Raw genomic sequence first — 23,647 nt, forward strand, 5'->3', positions numbered from 1 at the left:
ATTCTTTTTTTACTTATTCATCACTATAATAAAACTTCTCTTCCCTCCTATTTCCAAAGTATCACCTAAAACAATCTCTTTCCCCGATACCACATCTGTACCCCTCAAAAATCCCGCCAAACTCTCAGCAAAGCGGTTCAGCTGAAGCGTTTGCGGCTTTTCGCTATTGTTAAGCACTACCATTACCGACTCGGTATCATTGTAGCGAAAATAGACATACACTTCATTTTCAGGCAGATATTGCTTAGTCTTACCATAGTGAATCACAGCCTTATCCTTACGCCAGTTAAAAAGCTTAGCGGTGAAATCGTAATACTCATTTTGGATAGCCGTACGCCCAGCAGCAGTGAAAGCATTTTGCGCATCACCTTCCCAACCACCAGGGAAATCCTGCCGTATATGGCCATCACCTTTGCTCTTATCGCCTGCCATACCTATCTCACTGCCGTAGTACAATTGCGGAATACCGCGTGCCGTAGCCAACATACTGATGATAAGCTTGTAATCGGCTATCTTAGGATATACGTGATTAAGGCGTGCCGTATCGTGGTTTTCAGCAAAGATAAGCAAGTTATTAATATCCTTATACAGAAAATCATTCGCCAAATTGTCATACAGCTGTATCATACCCTTATCCCACGACGGAGTAGCGCGAAACGCCTCACCTATCGCATTAAAAAGTGGAAAATCCATCACTGTAGGCAGATAAGTATTATAGCTTTGTATGGCACTTATCGGACTGTCCTTTTGCCAATACGACACCTGAGCGCTTTGGTTGAGCCATACCTCACCCATAATATTAAAGTGCGGATACTCATCCATAATCGCTTTCGTCCATTTAGCGATGCCCTCTTTGTCGTTGTATGAATACGTATCTACGCGTAGCCCATCAAGGTCAGCGTACTCTATCCACCAGATAGCATTCTGCGTCAGGTAGTTTAGCACCAACGGATTAGCTTGGTTTAAGTCAGGCATCGAGCGCGCAAACCACCCCTTCTCACAGTATTTTTTATCCCATTCCGAAGCATTGCTATCCATTTGGGTACTCATCCTAAAAGTACTCTGTCCGTACCCAGGGAACTGATGCAGCCAATCATAGCAAGGCAAGTCTTTCACTAGCCAATGCTGACTCCCCCAGTGGTTAGTCACATAGTCTTTGATGAGCTTCATACCTCGCTTGTGCAAAGCCTTAGACAGCTGTATATATTCCTCATTCGTACCATAGCGAGGGTCTATTTTATAGACGTCAGTTTGGGCATAAGTATGATACGAATGTTGCGGTTCATTATCCTCACATAAAGGCGTATGCCATATAGCGGTAGCTCCTACAGATTGTATATAGTCCAGATGGTTTATAATCCCCTGAATATCACCTCCGTGCCTACCGTCAGAAGCTTTTCTATTGAGCTTGTCAGTAAGAGCCGAATGCGAATCGTTGTTGGGATTACCATTAGCAAAACGGTCAGGCATCAGCAAGTAAATCATATCCGAGCTATCAAAGCCTTTTCTAAGAGCGGAGCCCTCGCGCCTATGCTTTAGCTCGTAAGCCACATTAGCTACTTTTTTGTTCTTTTGTAGGAGAGAAAGCGAGTAGTTACCCGCTTTTTTACCTTTAGTATCTATGGTAACGAATAGATAGTTAGGGTTTTCTGTTTTCAGCACATTAGTGATAGGCAAGTCGCTTTCCACGCGATATTGCGCTATATTTTTGCCGTAAAGCAATATTTGCACCTCAGCATAGTGCATACCTTCCCACCAAAACGGCGGTTCTACACGCTCAATTTGAGCGTGTGTATTAAAAAAGCTAAATAGTCCCATAAGGGTAATGATATATTTCATAATATTAATTTATCAATGTGTCATAATTGGTGGAATCAATCACTTGATTTTTATCCTGATGTATTTGCGTTCTTCTTTGAACTTTTCTAAGTGGTCTTCATAAGTAGAGATAGCATCCATTGAGGCATACAGATTCCCATCTTCACTAAAAAATATAGGATTTTTGCTATCGCCTTCATAAGCTACCCAATAGCGAATCCACGCGGTTGCTACTGACTCTATATGCAAGGGGTCTTTACTTAGCACCTTATACAATGTAATCGCAGTAGGGCCTTCGTTTTCTAAAATACCAAGAGTGAGAATATACTCTCCATTGGGCGAAAGGTAGGGCAGATTCTCTACTTCTGTTTTTCTTCCTGTTCTCTTATCTATTAAAAACTTGTACACAAGATCGTAGTAAAGTCCTACTACAAGGTACTGGTTTATAGACGGCAGTTCGCCCAGATATTTATAACTTCCCATTCTTGGCTCTGAAGTCAGTTCTATGTCTTTGAGTTCTACAAGAGTATCTCTACAAGGAAGTCTTAGTATCCCTTTACTTTTTTTGATAGGAGGATTGTTTTCTATTAAAGAAATGTATCTACTGCGAAGCGCTTGTTGATATTCTTCGTAAGAGATTAAGTCAATTGTAAAGTATTCGGAAAGAGTAGCATTCGATTTTTCATTTAAAAAAGTACGTTCCTCTCGTTTAGTACCTATGACGTGCACAGTTTCTAAAGCTTCCTTTGTAAATTGGATATCCTCATAACTTCCCATATCCTCTTTGCGAAGATACATATCTGATACGTTTTTTATTTTGTAGAAATGCTCTGACTCTGCTTCTATCTCAAAAAGGGCTCCAAAGGAGTTTAGTTCCTTTTTAGCTTGAGCCAGAATATTAGGTTTTGCATATTCCATAGCTGTATGAGTAATCACATACAGTTCCTTCTCTACCGGCACAAATACTTCCTCTTGTTTTGCTTCAGTAGCCACACGCTCCCCTGCTTGCTGTTGCTCCTGAAAAAGCTGACAGCCAGTACATAATAACGTTAAAAAGAATAATAAAAAGTATTTCATCACAATCGAGCCGCAGCTTGCTACACTGCAAAAATAATAGTAAGTTTTGTGGCAAAGATAGCCATTTCTTTTTAAACAGCCAAGACAGAAAAATTTTCTCTTTATACTTACCCCTTACATTCGATATAGGAACGATATAGGAAGAGCGAAGGATAAGCGAATAAATATCGAAGTATAAATAACTAATAAGAGTCCAAATATAAGGTATATTATACTACTATGCTGCTCGTGTATGCTGACCATTACATCTCCCCCTTTGAAGGAAGTCCGCGAGCTGGCGCAGCGGAGTATGTGCAAAGGGGGGATGTTATATACGAACGATACAGGAATACCGAAAAAACATAGAAGTATAAATAACTAATAAGAGTCCAATATAAGGTATATTATAGTATTATGAGGCTCGTGTATGCTGACCTTCACATCTCCCCCTTTGAAGGAAGTCCGCGAGCTGGCGCAGCGGAGTATGTGCAAAGGGGGAAGGATGTTCCCTCAAAACAAAAAATATTCCTCTTAATAATTGCTAATTGATATTTATTTTGTATTTTTGCACTCAGAAATAACGACGTAGCACAATGAAATATCAACAAAAGAAAAAAGCGGTGTTGCTATTGGCTGATGGTACTGCCTTCTATGGCAAAAGCGTAGGCTATGAAGGCACTGCTTTTGGCGAGGTTTGCTTTAATACCGGTATGACTGGTTATCAGGAAATTTTTACTGACCCTTCTTACTTCGGACAGATAATGGTGACGGCTAATGCGCATATAGGCAACTACGGCATCACTGAAGACGACTATGAGTCTAACGGACTCAAAATCGCTGGCTTAGTATGTAGAAATTTTAGTTACGACTATTCTCGCCCCAAAGCACAGCAGGGGCTTCAGAGCTTTTTAGACGACCACCATTTGGTAGCCATTTGCGAAGTCGATACGCGTGCTTTGGTAAGCTACATACGCGATAATGGCTCTATGAATGCTGTTATTTCAACAGAAACTGACGACTTAGAGGTGCTTAAAGCACGTTTGAACGAAATTCCTAATATGAAAGGTTTAGAATTGGCATCAAAAGTGTCTACAGCTAAACCTTATTTTTTTGGTAATCCTGAAGCTAAGTACAAAGTAGCAGCGTTAGACTTTGGCATCAAGCGCAACATTTTGCGCCACTTAGCCAGCCGCGATATATATGTAAAGGTATTCCCGTACAACACACCTTTAGCAGAACTCAAAGCATGGAATCCCGATGGCTACTTCCTCTCTAACGGTCCTGGCGACCCCGAGCCGCTAACAGAAGTTATCGCTCAAGTAAAACAGATGATTGCTGAAGATTTACCTATCTTTGGCATCTGCTTAGGGCACCAAATCATCGCTTTGGCAAATGGCATTCCTACCTACAAAATGCACAACGGGCACCGTGGTATCAACCACCCTGTCAAAAACCTATTAACAGGCAAAGACGAGATTACCTCACAAAACCACGGTTTCGCAGTCAGCAGAGCAGAAGCCGAAGCAAACCCTAATATAGAAATCACACACACACACCTAAACGACGATACTGTAATGGGCTTACGTATCAAAGGCAAAAAATGCTTCAGTGTGCAGTACCACCCCGAAGCCGCTCCAGGCCCTAATGATGCCACCTATCTGTTCGACCAATTTGTAAAGATTCTTAGTCATTAGTGATTAGTAATTAGTCGCTAGAAAGCGACAATAACACTAACGACTAACATTCTAACGACTAAAGACTAACGTACTAACGACTAAATAAAATAATGAAAGAATTACTTACCCCCGAAGCACTGCTCACTAACTTAAAAGATGTACGTGCCCTCACCCGCAAGGTGATTGAGGCTTTCCCTGAGAAAGACCTTTTTGAGTTCAATATAGCCAACTTGCGTCCCTTTTCAGCAATGGTAGAAGAGTTTTTAAGAGTTATGGACTATCTTTTTAAAGAAAGATTTCAGGAGCAACACACACTTTTCTTAGAAGGTACTTTCCCTACTACCAAAACGGAAGTATTGGCTTTATGGGATAGAGCTACTGAAATCCTCGACCGCGAATGGACAAAAGTAGGCGATTATACCCAACCGCTGACTATTTATCAAATGACTTTTAGCTTTGCCCAATGGATACTATACTTCATTGAAAACGAGAGTCACCACCGCGGACAAGGTTATACTTATCTCCGTGCTTTAGGTATCGAACCACCATTCTTTTGGGCAAGAGAAAGTTTTAATTAGATAATTTTGCCGATTTCTCATATGTGCATAGTATTAGTCACTAAATAGCGACACATTCTAACGACTAACGACTAATAACTAACGACTAAAACATAGTAAATTAATTAAATAAAATAAAAAAATATGAGTAGAATTGTAAGCGTGCACGCACGCCAAATCTTGGATTCAAGAGGAAATCCGACTGTAGAAGTAGATGTATTGACCGAAAACGGTTTTCTTGGTAGAGCAGCTGTGCCTTCAGGAGCCTCAACAGGGGAATACGAAGCCGTTGAATTACGCGACGGTGGTAAAGATTATATGGGTAAAGGCGTTTTAAAAGCCGTTGCTAATGTTAATGAAATCATTGCTGAAGAGATAGTAGGTATCGACGTATTCGAACAAAACCTTATCGACCAAGCTATGATTGCTCTCGATGGCACTCCTAACAAATCTAAATTAGGGGCTAATGCTATCCTTGGGGTTTCATTGGCGGTTGCAAGAGCTGCTGCTGAAGAACTTGGCTTACCTCTATACCGCTACGTAGGAGGGGTTAGTGCTCACACTTTGCCTGTTCCTATGATGAACATCATCAACGCTGGTGCTCACTCTGATGCTCCTATCGCTTTCCAAGAATTTATGATTATGCCTGTGAATGCTAAAGACTTTTCACAAGCTATCCAAATGGGTGCTGAAGTATTCCACAACCTTAAAAAAGTATTACACGACAAAGGTTTAGGTACTGCTGTAGGCGACGAAGGTGGTTTCGCTCCTGCATTCAAAGACATCGAAGATGCTCTCGACTCTATCAAAGAAGCGGTAAACAAAGCTGGTTACAAATGGGGTGAAGACATTAAGATTGCCTTAGACTGTGCTTCTTCTGAGTTCTACAAAGATGGTAAATATGATTACACTATCTTCGAAGGTGCTAAAGGTAAAGTACGTACTTCTGCTGAACAAGCTGAATACTTAGCTGAATTAGTAGCTAAATATCCTATCATCTCTATCGAAGACGGTATGGATCAAAACGACTGGGACGGCTGGAAATTGCTTACCGAAAAAATTGGAGGCCGCGTACAATTAGTAGGTGACGACTTATTCGTTACCAACGTATCTATCCTTGAAAGAGGTATCGCTAAAGGTATCGCTAACTCTATCCTTATCAAAGTAAACCAAATTGGTACACTTTCTGAAACAATAGCAGCTGTCGAAATGGCTAACCGTGCTGGTTACACCGCTGTGATGTCTCACCGTTCAGGAGAAACTGAAGATAACACTATCGCTGACCTTGCAGTAGCGCTTAACACCGGACAAATCAAAACCGGTTCAGCTTCTCGCTCTGACCGTATGGCAAAATACAACCAATTGCTTCGTATCGAAGAACAATTAGGCTCTGTAGCATACTATCCAAAAGAAAAAGCTTTCAACGTAAAGAACTAATCTATTAGGTTAGTAAATAGTCTTTTTAACTCAAAGAAGGATGTCCGAGCTGAAAAAAAGTTCGGACACCCTCTTTTTACCTTAAAAAAAGAAATGTGATGATGAAGAAGTTATTATGGTTTTGCGTACTACTGTTCAGCAGCTACACTATCGCACAAGAAACTGAGCTGCACGGGCATATATACAGTGTACAGACCGAAAAACCGATGCCCAACGTACATATTCTAAACCTCAACAAAGTAAAAGGTACCACCTCCGATCACAAAGGCGATTTCACCATAAGTGCAGCCGCCAATGACACCTTGTACATTTCTTTTTTAGGCTATAAATCTACTAAGATAAGGGTAACCAATGATATGATTAAGTTTCAAGGACTAAAAATCGGAATGACCGAATTAGCTTATGCCCTCGAAGAAGTAGTCGTTACCCCCTATAAATTAACAGGTTATTTAGATATTGACGCCAAAAATGCACCCGTAAACAGCAATAGCAATACGCGTTATAGCATCTCAGGTTTAGAGATAGGCTACGAAAGCAGAGCAAGCGCAAGTGCTGTAGGGCGAGTGTTAAGCAGTGTTATGAACCCTGCCGACCTGCTGTATAGATCATTTAGCAGAAAGGGCAAAGAACTGCGCAAACTACGCGATATAAAGAAAGACAATAAGCTAAGCGATGCCCTGTCTACTCGTTACGACCGCGAAACGCTGTTAGAACTATTGCAAGTAGACCGCAGCGAATTAGAAGAAATCATACGTTCTTGCAATTATTCTAATGATTTTATAATGACAGCCAACGACTTGCAAGTATTAGAGGCTATCAGTCAATGCTATGAAGAATACAGAGTACTACACAAGAAAAAAGACAAATGATAAATAACAAACGATATTTTTTTTGAGAAAAAAAATACAAAATACTTGTTATTCCAAAAAAAATACGTACTTTTGCAACCGCTATTGATAAATAGAGAAAGATTAGTCATTTTAATAAGATTTTAAAAGATTTACAAGCAATGAAAAGAACATTTCAACCCTCTAAGAGAAAAAGAAGAAATAAGCACGGATTCAGAGAGCGTATGGCAACTGCCAACGGTAGAAAAGTTTTGGCGCGCCGCCGTGCTAAAGGACGTAAGAAACTAACTGTATCATCTGAACCACGTCATAAAAAATAAACCTTTTTAAAAGAAGGTAACAGCTAATAGGTAGCAGGTAACGAAGCATTTCTTATCTGTTACCTATTACCTATTGTATTATATTACTATGAAAATAACTTTTCTCGGTACAGGCACCTCACAAGGTGTACCTGTAATAGGCAGCGACCACCCCGTAGGAAAAAGTACAGACCCAAGAGATAAACGTTTGCGCACTTCAGCCCTCATATCTTGGGGCAATACCAATATCAATATCGACTGCTCGCCCGACTTCCGCCAGCAGATGCTACAGCACAACGTACAGCACTTAGAAGCTATCCTATTCACCCACGAGCACGCCGACCATACTGCGGGCTTAGACGATATACGCCCATTTGTAAAGATGCAAGGCGATATGCCTATCTATGGGCTACCTCGTGTTATTAATGAATTGCGCACACGGTTTGCATACATCTTTGCTACCGAAAACCGTTATGAGGGGGCTCCCTCGGTATTAGCGCACCTTATAGACGGACAACCTTTTGAGCTATACGGCAAAGAGGTACACCCCATAAAGGTAATGCACGGACAGCTACCCATATTGGGCTATCGTATCGAAAATTTGGGCTACATCACCGATGCTAAATACATTACTTCAGAAGAACTAAACCGACTACACGGCTTAGAGGTATTAGTGCTTAACTGCCTCCGCGACCTCGCTCACCCTACCCACCTCAACCTGACAGAAGCTTTAGAAATCATCAATATACTAAAGCCCAAACGCACCTATTTAACCCACATCAGTCAAACTTTTGGTTTTCATAAAGAGGTGCAAGCACGTCTTCCAGAAGGGGTCTGGTTAGCTTATGACAACTTAGTTGTAGAATGTTAATGTTTAGTTAATTGTTATGGCAGTTCTAATAAAAAGGACTATTTTTGCCCCGAATTAAATTAGAATTACTATGAGAAAAATTGCACTTCTATTTGTAATGGCAATTAGTTTAGTAGCCTGCAAAACCAGCAATTCAGGCACTATGACTTCAAAGCCAAAAGAAACCAACATTGCCAACAAGGCAATCAAAGGTGAATGGACACTACAATCAATCACCTACAGCCAGTCAGGTAAATTTAATGTTACCTTGCTAAACGATACTTCAAAAGAGTGTTTTGAAGGTAGTACTTGGAAGTTTGTGCCTAATAACAATCGTGGGCATTACACTATCAACGCGTCAGATTGCTCTACTGGGCAAAGAAACTTTATCTTTATCGTACAAGAAATCGATAAATCAACTGGGTATTACGACTTCCTTTTGAAGCCTACTAATGAAAAATATGTATCAGAGAGCAACCAAGGTATACGTTTGCACTTAGCTAACCTATCAGACGACTCAATGGTATGGGAACAAACCCTAAGAGTAGACGGCAAACCTTTTGTAATCTCAATGAATTTTGTAAAATAACCTTTTGAATAATTAAGTAATAATGAAGAAAATTGCAGTTTTAACATTGTCAGCAGCTATTTTATTAGTAAGCTGCGACGCTTATAACAACTCTAACAAAACACAACGCGGAGCTGTGATAGGAGCTGCCGGTGGGGCTCTATTAGGGGCTATCTTGGGCAACAACGTAGGTAACGGTGGCAATAGCGAACTTGGGGCAGTACTTGGTACTGTAGTAGGGGGAGCTGCTGGTGCTGTAATCGGCAACCAAATGGATAAACAAGCTAAGAAGATAGAAGAAGAAATCCCAGGAGCTGAAGTAAAACGTGTTGATGATGGTATCGTAGTTACTTTTGACGAAAACAGTGGTGTATACTTTGAAACAGCTAAGCATAACATCAACGAAAAATCAAAAGAGACGCTTAATAAGCTAATTGCAGTACTTAAAGAATATCCTGAAACTAATGTAGTAGTAGCAGGTTATACTGATAGCGTTGGTAAAGATGAGTATAATATGGGCTTATCAAAACGCCGTGCTCAATCAGTAACTAACTACTTCACTTCTAACGGATTGGCAGCAAGCAGATTTACTACCAAATGGTTTGGTGAGCAAAACCCAGTAGCCGATAATGGTACTCCTGAAGGTCGTGCTAAAAACCGCCGTGTAAATGTAGTAATCGTTCCTAACGAAAAGATGAAAGCAGATGCTGAAAAATCAGCAAATCAAAACTAATTAGCAGATTTGCTAATTTGCCAATTAGTGATTAATAATAATATAAAAAAGGCTGTTTCTTATGGAAACAGCCTTTTTTATATTAACTAATTTGCTAATTGGCAAATTATTTACTCCAGTTTTTAATGATTTCAGCAGGTACACCTCCTTTGTGAAGCATAATAGCAGTAGTTTTAAACTCTACAAATGCTTTGCTTACATATAGATAACCTTGATAGTCATTGCGTACGCCCCAAGAGTTTTTCACCATATAGTATTCACGTCCGTTTTGGTCTTTAGCAAGCCCTACGATGTGCATAGCATGGTCATCAGTCGTTTGATAGTTATCAAAATCTTTTTGACGCATTTCAGGGGTAATACGTCTCTCAGCAGTAGGAGGAATATTGAAAAGGTCGCGTGCTTCTTCGTAAGACATTTCAGTTACTTCTTTTTCAGGCACAAAAGCTACTCCGTTTTTCCAGCTAAAATAGCGCTCACTTACATCGGCTGCCCAAGCTACAGTATAGCCTTTCTTTAGGGCATTATCGATAGTTTTAGTAAGGTCGGTCATCGCTACGTTGTAAGCGTGGTCATAGCTCCAGTTATCAGGCACAGCCATAAAAGTATTCTTATAAAGCGGTTGGTCATTATACGATACCATCTCGATATAATCATCAGGATTGATACCTACGCGCTCTTTAGCAAAACTCTGAGGGGTATACTTTTTCCCATCATACATAAAGCTTTCAGGCACAGCACCCAAATAAGAGTCAATAGTAGCTGTAAAAGCAGATACCCAGTTAGGTGTTAGCGCTTTTTTACCTTGATTACCTTTTACCATTCCTTCTAAGAATCCTTTGAGGATAGCGTGCAATTCACCGAAATCATTGCGTGTGCTACCATACTGCAAGCCTGTATATACGTACTGAGGCACAGCACCATACTTAGCATACATATTGATAACATCGTGCAATTCACCTCCTTGTCCGTAATCGAGGTAGCCGTGCATACGCACATATTGTTTTGCCTTCTCGATATAGCAATTGCGCGCAGTGTAGATTTCAGCAAGGTCAATAGGCTTTTTGCCCATACGGCTCATTTCGCTTTCTAAGAAAGAAGCCCCTGCATAACTCCAGCAAGTACCGCTACTCCCTTGGTCTTTCACGTCAGTACGTTCGAGATTGATAACAGTTGTGAATTTAAAACCGGCATTGTTAGAATGGTTACCAGCCACCGATTTAATCAGGTCGTCTTGAGCTGTCGCAAAGAAGAATGACGACAAAGCTACAAATAATGTAATGTTTTTCATAAATAAAATAATATATTATTAGGGCAAAGATACAAAATAATCTGTATACAACAACATTTTGGCACAATTATAGCTATAAAATAATTAGCAAAATTAGAAAAGATGAAAACATTATTACTCTCTATATTTTTGTTGATAGGTGCTTGGGCAGTGAAAGCGCAACCTTTAGAGACACAAAAGCGGCAAGTGCCAGTGGTAGTGCCTTTAGAAAAAGCCCCCGAGTTGCCTGCCCCTACTAAGAGCAATACACAACCTTTCTCTGTAGGAGCTAAGTTGCCGCCTTACCAGCCTTCTTTTGCTAATCCGTCAGAAAAAAGCATTGACTTTACAGGCAAAAGCAACTTAGTACACCGCAAGATTGAGCTTAACCCAAGGACTAATAACTTTGGCAACCAAAAAGAAGATTACAAAGCAGTAAAAGGCGACCAATTTTTTGGAGATTTTACTAATAATGGAGATTTTGTGAATGTATATTGTCGCGATTTTGCAGCTATCGATGGTGATAGGGTTAGTATTTTTGTAAATGGAGTAGAAGAAGTACGCGATGTTTTTTTAGTAGGAGAGTTTACCGGCTTTCGGATTACACTAAAGCCTGGTTTTAACAGTATAGAGTTTTTGGCTTTAAACCAAGGAGAATCAGGTCCTAATACAGCCGAGTTTCAGGTATTAGACGATAAAGGAAAGGTGATTGAAAGAAATCGCTGGGACTTAGCCACAGGTTCTAAAGCTCGGATAGTGATAGTGAAAGACCATTAGAAAGTTATTTTTATTTGTTACTTTTTTTAGCTCATATTTTTATAAGATTATTCTTATAAAGATATGAGCTTTTTTGATGCATCAACTTATCAATTTGCTAATTGACTAATAGACAAGCGAGGTTGGGCAGTAACCCCTTGCTGGGTAAAGTCGTTTTGTAAAAACTTATAGTAGCCTACAATACCTATCATAGCAGCATTATCAGTACAATACTGAAATTTAGGTACAAAAGTTTTCCAACCGTGCTTTTCGCCCATACTTTGTAGGGCAGTGCGAATGCCGCTATTAGCTGATACCCCTCCACCAATGGCTACCTGCCGAATACCAGTCTGCTGTACTGCTTTTTTAAGCTTCTTCATCAGTATTTCTACAATAGTATGTTGTACTGAAGCGCAAATATCAGCTAAATGCTCCGTTATAAAGTTAGGATTATCAGCCGTGTGTTTCTGTATAAAATAAAGAATACCCGTTTTAAGTCCGGAGAAGCTAAAATTGAGGGCTGCAATATTAGGCTGAGAAAACTGAAAGGCTTTAGGATTACCTTCTTGGGCGTATTTATCAATAAGAGGGCCTCCTGGGTAAGGAAGTCCTAATATTTTAGCGGTTTTATCAAATGCTTCGCCTACAGCATCATCGAGTGTTTCGCCTAATACTTCCATATCAAAAAAGCTATTCACCTTTACAATCTGTGTATGTCCGCCACTGATGGTCATCGCCAAAAATGGAAATTGGGGTTTAGTTTGCCCTTCATCTATAAAATGAGCCAAAATATGTGCCTGCATATGATTCACCTCTATAAGCGGAATGCGAAAGCCCATAGACAATGACTTGGCAAAAGAAGTACCTACAAGTAGCGACCCCATTAAGCCTGGCCCCCGTGTGAAAGCTATAGCAGACAGCTCTTCCTTGCTTACCCCTGCTTTTTTGAGGGCTTGGGCTACTACGGGCACGATATTCTGTAAGTGGGCGCGCGAAGCCAGTTCGGGTACTACCCCACCGTATTGCTTGTGCACCTCTTGATTAGCAACCTCATTAGAGAGTACTTTGTCATTGCAAAGCACCGCTGCAGAGGTGTCATCGCAAGAAGATTCTATGGCTAAAATATATGTTTTTTGCATCGTTTATTCGTTTAATAATTAGCAAATCCTTACCGCATTCTTTTGAATCGGTTGTGAGTCCAGAGGTAGTACTCTGGTTTATCGTATATCTGTCGGGTTACGTGCTCGAAGAAAGCATCAGTAATCTGAAAATCTACATAATCATTAGGGTTTTCGGCTAATAATTCGAAGGTAGTTTGGTAGTAACCACGCTTTAGCTTTTCAATCTTAGCAAAAACAATCACAGTATTGAGAGCCTTGCCCAAACGTTCTGCCCCTGTAAATACGGGTACATTGAGTCCTAAAAACGGACGGCGATAGTTCTTCTTGTTATTGGGTATTTGGTCGGCAGCAAAACCATAGCAATACACTCCGCGTTCGTCCTTGTGTTTTTTCATTTCGCGGTGAGCTGTGTAGCGTGGCAATAGGTAGCTGTGGTGCTTCATACGTATCTTCTGAATAAGACGATCGAAATAGGGGTTACTAAGCGGTGTATATAGTGCGTACGACTTGTGTTGCAGGTAGTACGCCAATGACAGTAACCACTCATAACTAGCATAATGACTGCACATTATGATAATATTTCGCTCCTGGTTCTCGTATTTCTTCAACACTTCTATATTCTTAAATACCATACGTTTCTTCATCTCCTGCTCGCTCATACCATACGATTTTACCATCTCTAAGAAAGTATCGCAAAAGTGATGATAAAAGCGCCGCTCGATAGTATTCAGTTCTTCCTCTGACTTAAAAGGAAAGGCTGTATGCAGGTTTTTCCGCACTACTTTCACTCTAAATTTCAACAGCTTGTATATGATAAGATAAAAGAAATCTGACACAATGTAGAGCAGCCTAAAAGGCATACGCGACACCAACCAGACAATAGGATAAGCAATTATATAGATAAAAAGGTTCATTCGGTTTTTCAGTATTAGACGGCAAAGATACTAAAATATTCGCCACTGCACAAATACTAACAAAAAAAGCAATGTACCTTTTAGGGTACATTGCTTTTTGTAATATTATTGTGCGTTAGGCAGCAATCTGCTAGTTTGTCTCGCACAGATATTTTTTAGATTGACGACAGAATGAGATGTGAAAGTTTTACTGTCTTATAAAGGTATTAATACCTGTTTTTCCTATTAATTCTTTATCAAAAGGATCATTCTTGTCAATGATTTCATCAAAACTAAAAGACATTAAAAGTTTATTACCTATTACTTTTACGAAAAAAGGAAAGGGAAATTCTTTTTCATTTAAAAAGAGTTTCAATCTATTATTTGAAAGGCTATAATAAGTTTCGCCTATTTCTTCTTTACAGTTGTTGACATAAACATACATTATCATCTTACTTTCTGTAAAAATGATTTTTGTTTTTTTATTGCAATTATTCATTGATGGTAACCATTCAGATATTTTTTTTCCTTTAAATATAAACTTTCTTGAATCTTTTCCATCAATTGTAGAACTTTCTAATACCCAAGTGCCAATTAAGTCTTTGTTGCTTACGCTTCCTTCATTGTCTCCTTTACCACAGCTGATAAAAGTTACTAAAATTACTGCCAAAATAGCGATTACCTGTGTAGCGGTGCGAAGTGTTGCCCTTACTACGTTGTTGTTTTTGTTGTTCATTACGTTGTTAAATAAAATTAAATTTGTACCTACTCTGTTCACGCTTTTCGGTTGCCGCCTTTATCGGTGTAGGTTTCACTATAGTAAGGCAATAAAAAAACGTGGAAACATTCCTTATTGCTCAATTTCTGAAGCCCGACCAAAGGCTATGTTACAAAGCAAAAGGAATGCCCACGTAACCGCAGGCATTTCCACTTTCACTTTCCTTGTAACATTGAAAAATTGGTCGTATTTCAGAAATTAGGAAACTGTAAAGCGAAACGCTATATCTTGTTATTTTTTAATATTATTTAAATACTTTAATTTTAAAGATGTATAATCTCTTCTTCTAATAAAAAACTATCCTCTGTAATATCATTATATTCAGATGAATATCTTTCTTTAGATGAAATAATCTCTTCCTTTCTTCTATTATGAATCCAAGAAGTAAGGCTGTGCTCTGTTTCTTGAGCGAGAACTTCATCTAATTCTTTTTCTAAAGCTTTTAAGTCTAACATAATTGTTTTGTCGGCAAATGTATAAAAAAATATCTTCTCTACAAAGAAAAAGAGGGATTTTAACAAAAAAAGCAATGTACCTTTTAGGGTACATTGCTTTTATTAATTAATATCTTGTAAGAGAACCTCCCCCTGCCCCCTCCAAAGGGGAATGGGTACCCCTCCAAAGGGGGAATGGGTAATTCGAAATCACATTAATTATTTGTATAACTCACGGAGTTCTTTGGCGGTATCAACCATTGCGTGTAGGGCTGCTTTGGTCTCTGGCCAGTGGCGCGTTTTAAGTCCGCAGTCTGGGTTTACCCATAGCTGCTCTTTAGGCACTACACTGATGGCTTTCTTCATCAAATCAGTCATTTCTTGTTGCGATGGTACACGTGGCGAGTGAATGTCGTACACCCCTGGTCCTATTTCGTTAGGATATTTGAAATCGCCAAATACATCAAGAAGCTCCATTTGTGAGCGTGAACACTCTATGGTAATTACATCGGCATCCATATCGGCAATAGCTTCAATCATATCATTGAACTCTGAATAGCACATATGGGTGTGAATTTGTGTCTCGTCTTTCACCCCTGAAGCTGAAATACGGAACGCTTTGATAGCCCAATCGAAGTAGGCTTTCCACTCGCTCTTGCGCAATGGCAATCCCTCGCGAATAGCTGGCTCGTCTATCTGAATAACTTTAATACCTGCTTTTTCGAGGTCTACCACTTCGTCGCGGATAGCTAACGCTATTTGCAAACAAGTTTCTGAACGAGGTTGGTCATCGCGTACAAATGACCATTGTAGGATAGTTACAGGGCCTGTAAGCATACCTTTTACTGGCAATTTAGTAAGCGATTGTGCGTATTTGCTCCAACGTACAGTCATTGGCTCTGGGCGCGAAATATCACCAAAGATAATCGGTGGTTTTACGCAACGTGAACCGTAGCTTTGTACCCAACCGAATTTGGTAAAGGTATATCCTTTAAGCAATTCGCCAAAGTATTCCACCATATCGTTACGCTCAAACTCTCCGTGTACGAGTACATCGATATTGGTTTCTTCTTGGAAACGGATAGACTCTTCAATTTCTTTTTCTAATAACTTATCGTATTCAGCTTGAGTAAGTTCGCCTTTTTTGAAGCGAGCACGCCAGCTGCGCACCTCGTCTGTTTGAGGGAATGACCCAATAGTAGTGGTAGGGAACGCTGGCAATTTTAACGCCTCGTGTTGTGCTACCTTACGCTGACTGAATGGACTGTGGCGTACATCATCTTTATCGGTAATGTTGCGCACGCGCTCTTTTACCTTATTATCGTGGATAAGCGGAGAGGTTTTGCGGGTTTCAGCTGCTTTTTTGTTCTCTTCAAAAATAGCTTTTACCTCAGGAGTTAGCTGTCCGTTAGCAATAGCTTGCAGGGTGGTAACCTCTTTTACTTTTTGTTTAGCAAAGGCTAACCACTGTTTGATTTCAGGGGTAAGCACTTTCTCGTTGTTTTCGAGCTCAAGGTTGCAAGGTGAGTGCAATAGCGAGCAAGAAGTAGCTATAAGCAGACGCTCAGCCCCGATAGCTTCTTTAGCTTTTTCAATCAATGCTAATGAGTGCTCGAAGTTATTTTTCCAGATATTACGCCCATCTACTACCCCAAGCGATAGTTTTTTATCGGCAGGAAGCGCTTTAAGCACTTTGTCGAGTTGAGCTGCTGCACGTACTAAATCGATGTGAAGAACATTGAAAGGCAATGATACTGCTAACTCGGTATTATTATCGAGCGCACCGAAGTAAGTAGTAAGAATAAACTCGGTAGTAGGGAACTTGCTTCTTAGTTCGGCATAAACTTTTTTGTACACCTCTGCCGCTCCCTCAGGAAGGTCGAGTACAAGGTAAGGCTCATCGATTTGGATAGTTTTAGCCCCTGCATTTACCAAACTTTCTACCAACTGTACGTATACAGGCAATAGGCGGTCAGCTAAATCTAAACGGTTAAAGCCTTGTTCTTTTTCTTTACCTAACAACAAGTAAGTAACTAAACCGATAAGAACAGGCTTGGTGTCGAAACCGTGCTTTTTAGCCAAGTTATACTCTTGCAAAGGTTTGTTTACTAATATGCGGAATTCTTGATTTTTAGTAAATTCGGGTACTATATAATGGTAGTTAGTATCGAACCACTTGGTCATTTCCATAGCGGTGATATCGATACCATCTTTCTGATAACCACGAGCTAAGGCGTAGTAGCGCTCCAAATCTCTCAACTTGTGAATAGGGGCGAAACGCTCAGGGATAGCGTTTACAGTAAAGGAAAAGTCAAGCATTTGGTCGTAGAAAGAAAAGTCGTTAGAGGGGATAAGCTCTACTCCTGCTTCTCTTTGCAATGTCCAGTTATGTACGCGGATATTTTCAGCCACCGCTAAGAGCTCTTCTTCTGATATTTTACCAGCCCAGAAAGACTCATTGGCTTTTTTAAGTTCTCGTTTCTCACCGATACGAGGATAGCCTAATACGTTCGATTTCATATAGTATTTGTTATTTGACGGCAAAACTACAATATTTTTTTTACCTACCAAAATAATATATAGAAAAATTTATGGCAGCGCAAGAATATAGTATTTTTTTCTGTTTTTGCCTCTATTATTAGTTGTTTATTACTTTTTAATATTTAGTATCCTACGGCTGTATCATCGCCACGAGGATCGGCACCGCCCTCTAAAGTGCCATCGGGTTGTACTAAGATAGCATCTACCTTGCCAATGATTACAAAATTTTCTTCGCGCGGCTTATAGCCTTTGGCTTTGAGATGGGCTATCACCTCTGGGGCAAAGCCTTTGGGCTCGTACATCACATCATCGGGCAACCATTGGTGGTGAAAGCGCGGCTTGCTAACCGACTGTTGCATCGTCATACCATACTCCGCCACATTGAGGAAACACTGCAACACCGATGTAATGATAGTTGAGCCCCCTGGGGTGCCTATCACCATAAACAGCTTGCCTTCTTTTTCTATAATAGTAGGACTCATTGAGCTTAACATACGTTTGTTAGGGGCAATGGCATTTTTTTCAGAGCCTACCAATCCGTAGGTATTGGGCTCGCCCGGTTTGATGCTAAAATCGTCCATCTGATTATTGAGGAAAAAGCCCCCGCCTTTGACATAGACCTTACTACCATAGTTAGTATTGAGGGTAGTGGTTACAGCAACGGCATTGCCAAAACGATCGACTATAGAGTAATGGGTGGTTTCATCGCTTTCGTAGCCGACTATTTTGCCGTGAGCTATCTCAGTTGATTTGCTAGCTTTATCCCACGAAAAACTACTCATACGCTCTTTGAGGTAATCGGGCGATAGAAGCTGTTGGGTAGGCACTTTCACGAAATCGGCATCGCCCATATAATAGGCTCTGTCGGCATAAGCACGGCGTTCGGCTTCTACCAATAATTGAATATACTGCTCGCCGTTATGAGGATACTGACCTATATTATAAGGTTCTACACTCTTGAGTATCTGCGCTAAACAGATGCCTCCGCTTGAGGGCAACGGCATAGAACTAATGGTATAATCTTTATAGGTGAAGGTAATGGGCTTGCGCCATTGGGCACGGTAGTTTTTCAGGTCGTCTAAAGAGAGGATACCGCCGAGTTCTTGCACGTAAGACACTATGCGTTTGGCTGTTTCGCCATTATAAAACTCATAGCTACCATTATCGCGTATGCGCTCTAAGGTCTGAGCAAGTTCTTCGTACTTGAAGCGTTCGCCTGCTTTCCAGCCGTTTTCAAAAGGAGTAACATAATTATTAGCCTGCTTGATGAGTTCTACATTCTTATTCATATAAGAATTGGCTTGCAACTCGGTGATAAGCACCCCATTGCGCGCCAAATCGATAGCAGGCTGTATAAGTTCGCCAATAGGTAGCGACCCAAACTTTTTGTACACCTCGAAAATTCCGGCAATAGTACCCGGTACGCCTACTGCCAGCGCGCCCAGCGTACTCTTATCGGCAATGACCTTGCCGTTTTTGTCTAAATACATATCGCGGTGGGCTTTGGCAGGTGCTTTTTCGCGATAGTCTAAAGCGCCTCGCTCGCCACTGCCTAAGCGGTATACCATAAAGCCTCCGCCGCCTATATTACCGGCATTGGGGTAGGCTACTGCTAAAGCCAATTCGGTAGCTATCATAGCATCGAAGGCATTACCGCCTTTTTTGAGAATAGCAAGACCTATCTGCGAGGCTTCTTCTTTAGCACTCACCACCATAGCGTGAGGTGCTAATACCCCTTTTTGGGGGTCGGGTTGTTTTTTGGCAGGAGAATTTTGGCAACTAGCCAACAAAACTACTGCTGTTAATACTGAAAAGATTTTTTTAATCATTTTAATTTAGTTACTTTTTTATTTAATTTTTGAGTGTTTTTGTTTTATAGCTTATAAGTAAACAAATAACAGTGAGTCGCTAGTGATTAGTATGCTCTTTGATACTAATCACTAACGACTAAAATTTATTGTGTATTAATTATTGACTAACGACTGCCTTTACTTTATCGGCTGCTTCTTGGAATAAAATAGCTGAATGAACGGCTAAGCCTGAATTGTCTAATATCTCTTTGGCAAGCTCGGCATTAGTGCCTTGCAAACGTACAATAATAGGCACTTTGATAGCATCGCCCATATTTTGATAAGCATCAACTACCCCTTGTGCTACTCGGTCGCAGCGCACAATACCACCAAATATATTGATAAGAATTGCCTTTACATTAGGGTCTTTGAGAATTATGCGGAAAGCTGCTTCTACACGTTTGGCATCGGCAGTACCTCCTACATCGAGGAAGTTAGCGGGTGAACCCCCTGCTTGCTTAATCAAATCCATAGTAGCCATTGCTAAGCCAGCCCCGTTTACCATACAGCCTACGTTGCCATCGAGGGCTACATAATTGAGCCCTACGGCTTTGGCTTCTACCTCTACAGGGTTTTCTTCGCGTATATCGCGATAAGCCGCGTACTCAGGGTGACGGAAAAGCGCATTGTCATCGAGTACTACTTTGGCATCTACTGCTAATATCTTATTGTCTGAAGTTTTTAACACGGGGTTAATTTCAAACAGATTGGCATCAGATGATACATAGGCATTGTAGAGGGCTGTAACAAACTTCACCATATCTTTTTGCGCCTCGCCACTAAGTCCTAAATTAAACGCTATTTGGCGTGCTTGGAAGGGTTGTAAGCCTACAGCAGGGTCTATCTCTTCAGTGAAAATAAGGTGAGGCGTTTGGGCAGCTACGGTTTCGATATCCATACCTCCTTCAGTAGAATACATTATCATATTCTTACCTTTGGCGCGGTTTAGCAATACCGACATATAGAACTCTGCCGGCTCGCTTTCGCCAGGGTAATACACGTCTTCGGCTATAAGAACCTGATGCACTTCTTTGCCCGTAGGAGGGGTTTGAGGGGTAATAAGGTGCATACCAATGATTTGTGAAGCAAGCGGCTCTACGTCTTGCAATCCTTTAGCCAACTTTACACCGCCGCCTTTACCGCGTCCGCCGGCGTGTATTTGTGCTTTTACCACATACCATTTGGTACCGGTCGTCTCAGTTAATTCTTTAGCCGCTGCCACTGCTTCAGCGGGAGTTTGTGCTACGATACCACGCTGCACACGTACTCCGAAACTCGATAGGATTTCCTTTCCTTGATATTCGTGTAAATTCATACGTTGATTAATTTGATAACTTTTCGACAAAGATAGAAACTTTTTTTTGAATATAAAAAGTTTTTACAAGATTTTTTTCTGACGAAAGGTTTATTGGTTATTTGTACTTCGCTATTTCTTCGCTAATCCTTCGCTAATCCTTCGCTCTTCCTATATTGTTCCTATATCGAATGTAAGGGGTAAGTATAAAGAGAAAATTTTTCTACTAATAGGCAAATTTGCTAATTGATAAATTATTCGTATCTTTGTGCTTAAGAGTGATTTACTAAAAACTTTTTGTACAGCTCTTTTATTATAAAAAAAATAAAACAGATAATATAATGGACTATAAAAATAAAGTATTTGTTAATGGGAAGTTACAACAGATAAATGATTTTGAAAAGATTAGTACATACCACTGGCAATGGGTAGTAATAAATCCTAATTAGTTAAATTAGATAGTAAAACTCCCATTACTACTAATAACCTATTTAAAGAAATTTCAAAACTATAGTTATATGCAAAGAATAATATTTTTATTATGTTTAGTTTTAGTAGCCTGTAAGCCTAAAAACGAAGAGGTAGCTGTTATAACTCCTCAAAGGGAACTCTCTGAAATAGAAAAAAGAATTTTAGAGGATAGGAGGCTTCCCGTATACAATCACACTGTAGAACAGATTGACTGGGAGGTTCTCCTGCTATTTGTAAATGACCATATTAAGGAATATAAGAAGAAAAATGGCGATAGAATCACCTCAATGAGGTATTATTCTATAGGAGCGAGCTCAGTTGAAGTTTCAAATCAAGAACCTTATGTAGAAATTTTTAAAAATTATCATCCTAATGGTCAGATAAATAGCATTGTAAAGATAGCTAAGGGCTTTAGAAATAGAGCAATAGGTAAATCAATATACTATGATGAATACGGGAACAAAACTATTATAGATAATGATACTCTCTATGGAGCGTTAAAATACAATGATATCGTTAGGCTACTTATTAATGAAAGACTAATTGATGACCCAACCAAAGAAATAGGAAGACATAGACTTGAAGAGAGTGAATTTGGGGTTAAATATATAAAGGAAGTGAACTTTTGGTATGCTGTAATCTCAATCAGACCAATGAAAAAATGGATAGGAAAATTGAAAGAATGGAAAGCCCTAAAAGAAGCAATGGAAGTCCAAAAAGATTTGGATAAACAATACAAAGAAAAACCTTGTGCAGAAACTCATATATATGCTGAACTTTATATAGATGGAGATACAGGGAAAATTTATCTTAAGAATGAATATGATAAAGGTTATTATGTAGATTATACAAAGGAATAATTTTTTATTCTAAAGTAAAAACCGATGGTGTTTGCTAAAAAATAGAAAAACTTTATAAAATTACTGTAATCCCTGAAAATAATGAAAACCACACTAATACAGAAATAGTAGAAACTCGTGTTACGGATTTAGGTAAAAAAATAGACGTAATTAAAATTATAAAAGATTATGACCCAGAAGATATTTCTATATAGCTTACTAATAGGTGTATCCTTTTTAAGCTGTTTCAATACACCTAAAAAAACCATTTCCTTTTTATTAAAAATAGAAACCAAAAAGGATACTATTTTAAGTAGAGAAGTTTTTTATAAGAAAGTAGAAAATCTTATCAATCAAACTATTGAAAATAGAGAAAATAATAAAAATTACTTTAAAACCAATGATAGTTTAAATTATTATTTTTCAAAATTTTCACCAGAAGAATTGTTTGAAGATAACCATTTTAAGGCTATAACAGGGCGATTGTTGGAATATGAATACTTGAAAGTCAGAAATAGTGGAGAATATGACCCAGAGTCTTTTTCTGTATATAATTTGACGATTCTTTTATTAGCTTCAAAAAATAACAGAAGTGAATTTTTCATTCTAAAAGTTATAAACAAAGGAATTTCGGACTTTGTTTGTATAGATTCTATTGTGTTAGCATTGGATAAGATCCCACAAATGCAAAATGATTCCATTCATAAAATTTGTATTGATCTGGTAAAACGCAACAAAACAGGCCGTTGCAAATGGTGAATATTATGCGGGTTAAACCTGTCTATGAGAAAATATTGATTGAGGTGTCAAAATAATTTCATATATTTGCATTCTGAAAATTAATGTATTATGGAATTATTTAAGGGACAAAGCCTCTTAGAGTTTACTGAACGCTTTAAAACTGACTTAGATTGCGAAGAATACTTAGCTTCCATAAAATGGGAAAAAGGGTATTGTTGCCGTAAATGTGGACATACAAAATACCAAGTTCGCAAAGATTTTTCACGCACTTGCAATATCTGTTCAGATACAGAAAGTCCTACAGCTGGAACACTATTTCATAGACTAAAATTTGGGTTACGTAAAGCATTTTTTATATGTTTTGAAATGACAACTACAACTAAAGGGTTATCAGCCTCACAAGTTGCTCGTCGTTATGAAATTAGTCGTCAGACTGCACATTATTTTATGCAAAAAGTCCGTGAAGCTATGAAATCCAGTGAGTCACACAAAATGAATGATAGAGTGCAAGTTTGATGAATTTACCATAGGAGGAAAAGAGGAAGGAAAACAAGGTTGAAGCTATGAGGTATATATTCTTGGGTATCAGAATTTAACATAGACCGATATTTAGCGGAATACAGTTTTAGAATTAATCGCTCACAAAATAAAGATACTATATTTAACAAATTAATGAAAAGAATTGTAGAACGTTCTCCCGTTTCCCAAAGTCAATTAGTATGTAGCTAAATAGACACCTCAAAAATTAAATTTAAAGATAGCGCAGAGCCTTATAATAACGAGGGATATTTAACTGAAAAAGCTATTGCTGCTAAAGCCC

The 23,647-nt window shown here is 39.3% G+C and carries 21 protein-coding genes and 1 pseudogene; 12 read left to right on the plus strand and 10 right to left on the minus strand.

Annotated features, from left to right (window positions below; all coding sequences use genetic code 11):
- Positions 1–9 precede the first annotated feature (9 nt).
- Both C8P65_RS04095 and C8P65_RS04100 read right to left on the minus strand, forming a co-directional pair.
- Positions 10–1,839, minus strand: a complete 1,830-nt coding sequence (locus tag C8P65_RS04095) for a glycoside hydrolase family 13 protein (protein ID WP_107781571.1) — start codon at positions 1,837–1,839, stop codon at positions 10–12.
- A 39-nt stretch (positions 1,840–1,878) separates the two neighbouring features.
- A complete protein-coding gene (locus C8P65_RS04100; protein ID WP_107781573.1) occupies positions 1,879–2,895 on the minus strand; it encodes a hypothetical protein in 1,017 nt (338 codons plus the stop codon).
- Between the two features lie 572 nt (positions 2,896–3,467).
- Here C8P65_RS04100 and carA point away from each other — a divergent pair.
- From carA to C8P65_RS04140, 8 genes are all read left to right on the plus strand, one after another.
- Positions 3,468–4,568 (plus strand): glutamine-hydrolyzing carbamoyl-phosphate synthase small subunit, encoded by a 1,101-nt coding sequence (carA, locus tag C8P65_RS04105; RefSeq protein ID WP_107781575.1) that lies wholly within the window; start codon positions 3,468–3,470, stop codon positions 4,566–4,568.
- A 92-nt stretch (positions 4,569–4,660) separates the two neighbouring features.
- Positions 4,661–5,128 (plus strand): DinB family protein, encoded by a 468-nt coding sequence (locus tag C8P65_RS04110; protein ID WP_107781577.1) that lies wholly within the window; start codon positions 4,661–4,663, stop codon positions 5,126–5,128.
- 123 nt (positions 5,129–5,251) lie between these two features.
- Positions 5,252–6,544 (plus strand): phosphopyruvate hydratase, encoded by a 1,293-nt coding sequence (eno, locus tag C8P65_RS04115; RefSeq protein ID WP_009389406.1) that lies wholly within the window; start codon positions 5,252–5,254, stop codon positions 6,542–6,544.
- A 98-nt stretch (positions 6,545–6,642) separates the two neighbouring features.
- A complete protein-coding gene (locus tag C8P65_RS04120; protein ID WP_107781579.1) occupies positions 6,643–7,413 on the plus strand; it encodes a carboxypeptidase-like regulatory domain-containing protein in 771 nt (256 codons plus the stop codon).
- A 140-nt stretch (positions 7,414–7,553) separates the two neighbouring features.
- Complete coding sequence (gene rpmH, locus C8P65_RS04125) at positions 7,554–7,712, plus strand: 50S ribosomal protein L34 (protein ID WP_002669412.1); 159 nt, start codon at positions 7,554–7,556, stop codon at positions 7,710–7,712.
- Positions 7,713–7,800: 88 nt separating this feature from the next.
- Positions 7,801–8,562, plus strand: coding sequence for an MBL fold metallo-hydrolase (locus C8P65_RS04130; protein WP_107781581.1), 762 nt, complete (start codon positions 7,801–7,803; stop codon positions 8,560–8,562).
- Between the two features lie 70 nt (positions 8,563–8,632).
- Positions 8,633–9,130 carry a lipocalin family protein gene (locus C8P65_RS04135; RefSeq protein WP_009389392.1) on the plus strand — a complete coding sequence of 166 codons (498 nt, stop codon included), beginning with the start codon at positions 8,633–8,635 and terminating at the stop codon, positions 9,128–9,130.
- A 22-nt stretch (positions 9,131–9,152) separates the two neighbouring features.
- The gene (locus tag C8P65_RS04140) at positions 9,153–9,842 is read left to right on the plus strand and encodes a YiaD family glycine zipper/OmpA-like lipoprotein (protein ID WP_107781583.1); all 690 of its coding nucleotides are present in this window, start codon (positions 9,153–9,155) and stop codon (positions 9,840–9,842) included.
- A gap of 106 nt (positions 9,843–9,948) precedes the next feature.
- Here the strand turns inward: C8P65_RS04140 and C8P65_RS04145 are convergent, their stop codons facing one another.
- A complete protein-coding gene (locus C8P65_RS04145) occupies positions 9,949–11,130 on the minus strand; it encodes a C1 family peptidase (RefSeq protein ID WP_107781585.1) in 1,182 nt (393 codons plus the stop codon).
- A 102-nt stretch (positions 11,131–11,232) separates the two neighbouring features.
- On the opposite strand from C8P65_RS04145, the gene C8P65_RS04150 reads away from it, so the two are divergent.
- Positions 11,233–11,886, plus strand: a complete 654-nt coding sequence (locus C8P65_RS04150) for a hypothetical protein (RefSeq protein ID WP_107781587.1) — start codon at positions 11,233–11,235, stop codon at positions 11,884–11,886.
- Positions 11,887–11,975: 89 nt separating this feature from the next.
- On the opposite strand, the gene tsaD is transcribed toward C8P65_RS04150, so the two are convergent.
- The 7 genes from tsaD to sucC form a co-directional block, all read right to left on the minus strand.
- A complete protein-coding gene (gene tsaD / locus C8P65_RS04155) occupies positions 11,976–13,004 on the minus strand; it encodes a tRNA (adenosine(37)-N6)-threonylcarbamoyltransferase complex transferase subunit TsaD (protein WP_107781589.1) in 1,029 nt (342 codons plus the stop codon).
- Between the two features lie 29 nt (positions 13,005–13,033).
- Entirely contained in the window at positions 13,034–13,900 is an 867-nt protein-coding gene (locus tag C8P65_RS04160) for a lysophospholipid acyltransferase family protein (RefSeq protein WP_107781591.1), read from the minus strand.
- Positions 13,901–14,087: 187 nt separating this feature from the next.
- Positions 14,088–14,615 (minus strand): lipocalin family protein, encoded by a 528-nt coding sequence (locus tag C8P65_RS04165; RefSeq protein WP_107781593.1) that lies wholly within the window; start codon positions 14,613–14,615, stop codon positions 14,088–14,090.
- A 305-nt stretch (positions 14,616–14,920) separates the two neighbouring features.
- The gene (locus C8P65_RS04170; protein ID WP_107781595.1) at positions 14,921–15,112 is read right to left on the minus strand and encodes a hypothetical protein; all 192 of its coding nucleotides are present in this window, start codon (positions 15,110–15,112) and stop codon (positions 14,921–14,923) included.
- A gap of 198 nt (positions 15,113–15,310) precedes the next feature.
- The gene (gene metE, locus C8P65_RS04175; protein WP_107781597.1) at positions 15,311–17,611 is read right to left on the minus strand and encodes a 5-methyltetrahydropteroyltriglutamate--homocysteine S-methyltransferase; all 2,301 of its coding nucleotides are present in this window, start codon (positions 17,609–17,611) and stop codon (positions 15,311–15,313) included.
- A gap of 143 nt (positions 17,612–17,754) precedes the next feature.
- The gene (ggt, locus tag C8P65_RS04180; protein ID WP_107781599.1) at positions 17,755–19,461 is read right to left on the minus strand and encodes a gamma-glutamyltransferase; all 1,707 of its coding nucleotides are present in this window, start codon (positions 19,459–19,461) and stop codon (positions 17,755–17,757) included.
- Positions 19,462–19,600: 139 nt separating this feature from the next.
- Complete coding sequence (gene sucC / locus C8P65_RS04185; RefSeq protein ID WP_009389375.1) at positions 19,601–20,797, minus strand: ADP-forming succinate--CoA ligase subunit beta; 1,197 nt, start codon at positions 20,795–20,797, stop codon at positions 19,601–19,603.
- A 497-nt stretch (positions 20,798–21,294) separates the two neighbouring features.
- Here sucC and C8P65_RS04190 point away from each other — a divergent pair, with 497 nt between their 5' ends.
- The 3 genes and pseudogenes from C8P65_RS04190 (at position 21,295) to C8P65_RS04200 (ending at position 23,556) form a co-directional block, all read left to right on the plus strand.
- The gene (locus tag C8P65_RS04190) at positions 21,295–22,107 is read left to right on the plus strand and encodes a hypothetical protein (protein WP_107781600.1); all 813 of its coding nucleotides are present in this window, start codon (positions 21,295–21,297) and stop codon (positions 22,105–22,107) included.
- Between the two features lie 168 nt (positions 22,108–22,275).
- Positions 22,276–22,845, plus strand: a complete 570-nt coding sequence (locus tag C8P65_RS04195; protein ID WP_107781601.1) for a hypothetical protein — start codon at positions 22,276–22,278, stop codon at positions 22,843–22,845.
- 90 nt (positions 22,846–22,935) lie between these two features.
- Positions 22,936–23,556: pseudogene (locus C8P65_RS04200) on the plus strand (hypothetical protein).
- Positions 23,557–23,647 lie beyond the last annotated feature (91 nt).

The organism is Capnocytophaga leadbetteri, assembly GCF_003054025.1.
In the GTDB taxonomy this organism is placed as follows: domain Bacteria; phylum Bacteroidota; class Bacteroidia; order Flavobacteriales; family Flavobacteriaceae; genus Capnocytophaga; species Capnocytophaga leadbetteri.

Excerpts from the sequence above, each read along its gene's own strand:
- C8P65_RS04095 (WP_107781571.1), bottom strand. The coding sequence starts at position 1,839 with ATGAAATATATCATTACCCTTATGGGACTATTTAGCTTTTTTAATACA.
- C8P65_RS04100 (WP_107781573.1), bottom strand. The coding sequence starts at position 2,895 with ATGAAATACTTTTTATTATTCTTTTTAACGTTATTATGTACTGGCTGT.
- carA (WP_107781575.1), top strand. The coding sequence starts at position 3,468 with ATGAAATATCAACAAAAGAAAAAAGCGGTGTTGCTATTGGCTGATGGT.
- C8P65_RS04110 (WP_107781577.1), top strand. The coding sequence starts at position 4,661 with ATGAAAGAATTACTTACCCCCGAAGCACTGCTCACTAACTTAAAAGAT.
- eno (WP_009389406.1), top strand. The coding sequence starts at position 5,252 with ATGAGTAGAATTGTAAGCGTGCACGCACGCCAAATCTTGGATTCAAGA.
- C8P65_RS04120 (WP_107781579.1), top strand. The coding sequence starts at position 6,643 with ATGATGAAGAAGTTATTATGGTTTTGCGTACTACTGTTCAGCAGCTAC.
- rpmH (WP_002669412.1), top strand. The coding sequence starts at position 7,554 with ATGAAAAGAACATTTCAACCCTCTAAGAGAAAAAGAAGAAATAAGCAC.
- C8P65_RS04130 (WP_107781581.1), top strand. The coding sequence starts at position 7,801 with ATGAAAATAACTTTTCTCGGTACAGGCACCTCACAAGGTGTACCTGTA.
- C8P65_RS04135 (WP_009389392.1), top strand. The coding sequence starts at position 8,633 with ATGAGAAAAATTGCACTTCTATTTGTAATGGCAATTAGTTTAGTAGCC.
- C8P65_RS04140 (WP_107781583.1), top strand. The coding sequence starts at position 9,153 with ATGAAGAAAATTGCAGTTTTAACATTGTCAGCAGCTATTTTATTAGTA.
- C8P65_RS04145 (WP_107781585.1), bottom strand. The coding sequence starts at position 11,130 with ATGAAAAACATTACATTATTTGTAGCTTTGTCGTCATTCTTCTTTGCG.
- C8P65_RS04150 (WP_107781587.1), top strand. The coding sequence starts at position 11,233 with ATGAAAACATTATTACTCTCTATATTTTTGTTGATAGGTGCTTGGGCA.
- tsaD (WP_107781589.1), bottom strand. The coding sequence starts at position 13,004 with ATGCAAAAAACATATATTTTAGCCATAGAATCTTCTTGCGATGACACC.
- C8P65_RS04160 (WP_107781591.1), bottom strand. The coding sequence starts at position 13,900 with ATGAACCTTTTTATCTATATAATTGCTTATCCTATTGTCTGGTTGGTG.
- C8P65_RS04165 (WP_107781593.1), bottom strand. The coding sequence starts at position 14,615 with ATGAACAACAAAAACAACAACGTAGTAAGGGCAACACTTCGCACCGCT.
- C8P65_RS04170 (WP_107781595.1), bottom strand. The coding sequence starts at position 15,112 with ATGTTAGACTTAAAAGCTTTAGAAAAAGAATTAGATGAAGTTCTCGCT.
- metE (WP_107781597.1), bottom strand. The coding sequence starts at position 17,611 with ATGAAATCGAACGTATTAGGCTATCCTCGTATCGGTGAGAAACGAGAA.
- ggt (WP_107781599.1), bottom strand. The coding sequence starts at position 19,461 with ATGATTAAAAAAATCTTTTCAGTATTAACAGCAGTAGTTTTGTTGGCT.
- sucC (WP_009389375.1), bottom strand. The coding sequence starts at position 20,797 with ATGAATTTACACGAATATCAAGGAAAGGAAATCCTATCGAGTTTCGGA.
- C8P65_RS04190 (WP_107781600.1), top strand. The coding sequence starts at position 21,295 with ATGCAAAGAATAATATTTTTATTATGTTTAGTTTTAGTAGCCTGTAAG.
- C8P65_RS04195 (WP_107781601.1), top strand. The coding sequence starts at position 22,276 with ATGACCCAGAAGATATTTCTATATAGCTTACTAATAGGTGTATCCTTT.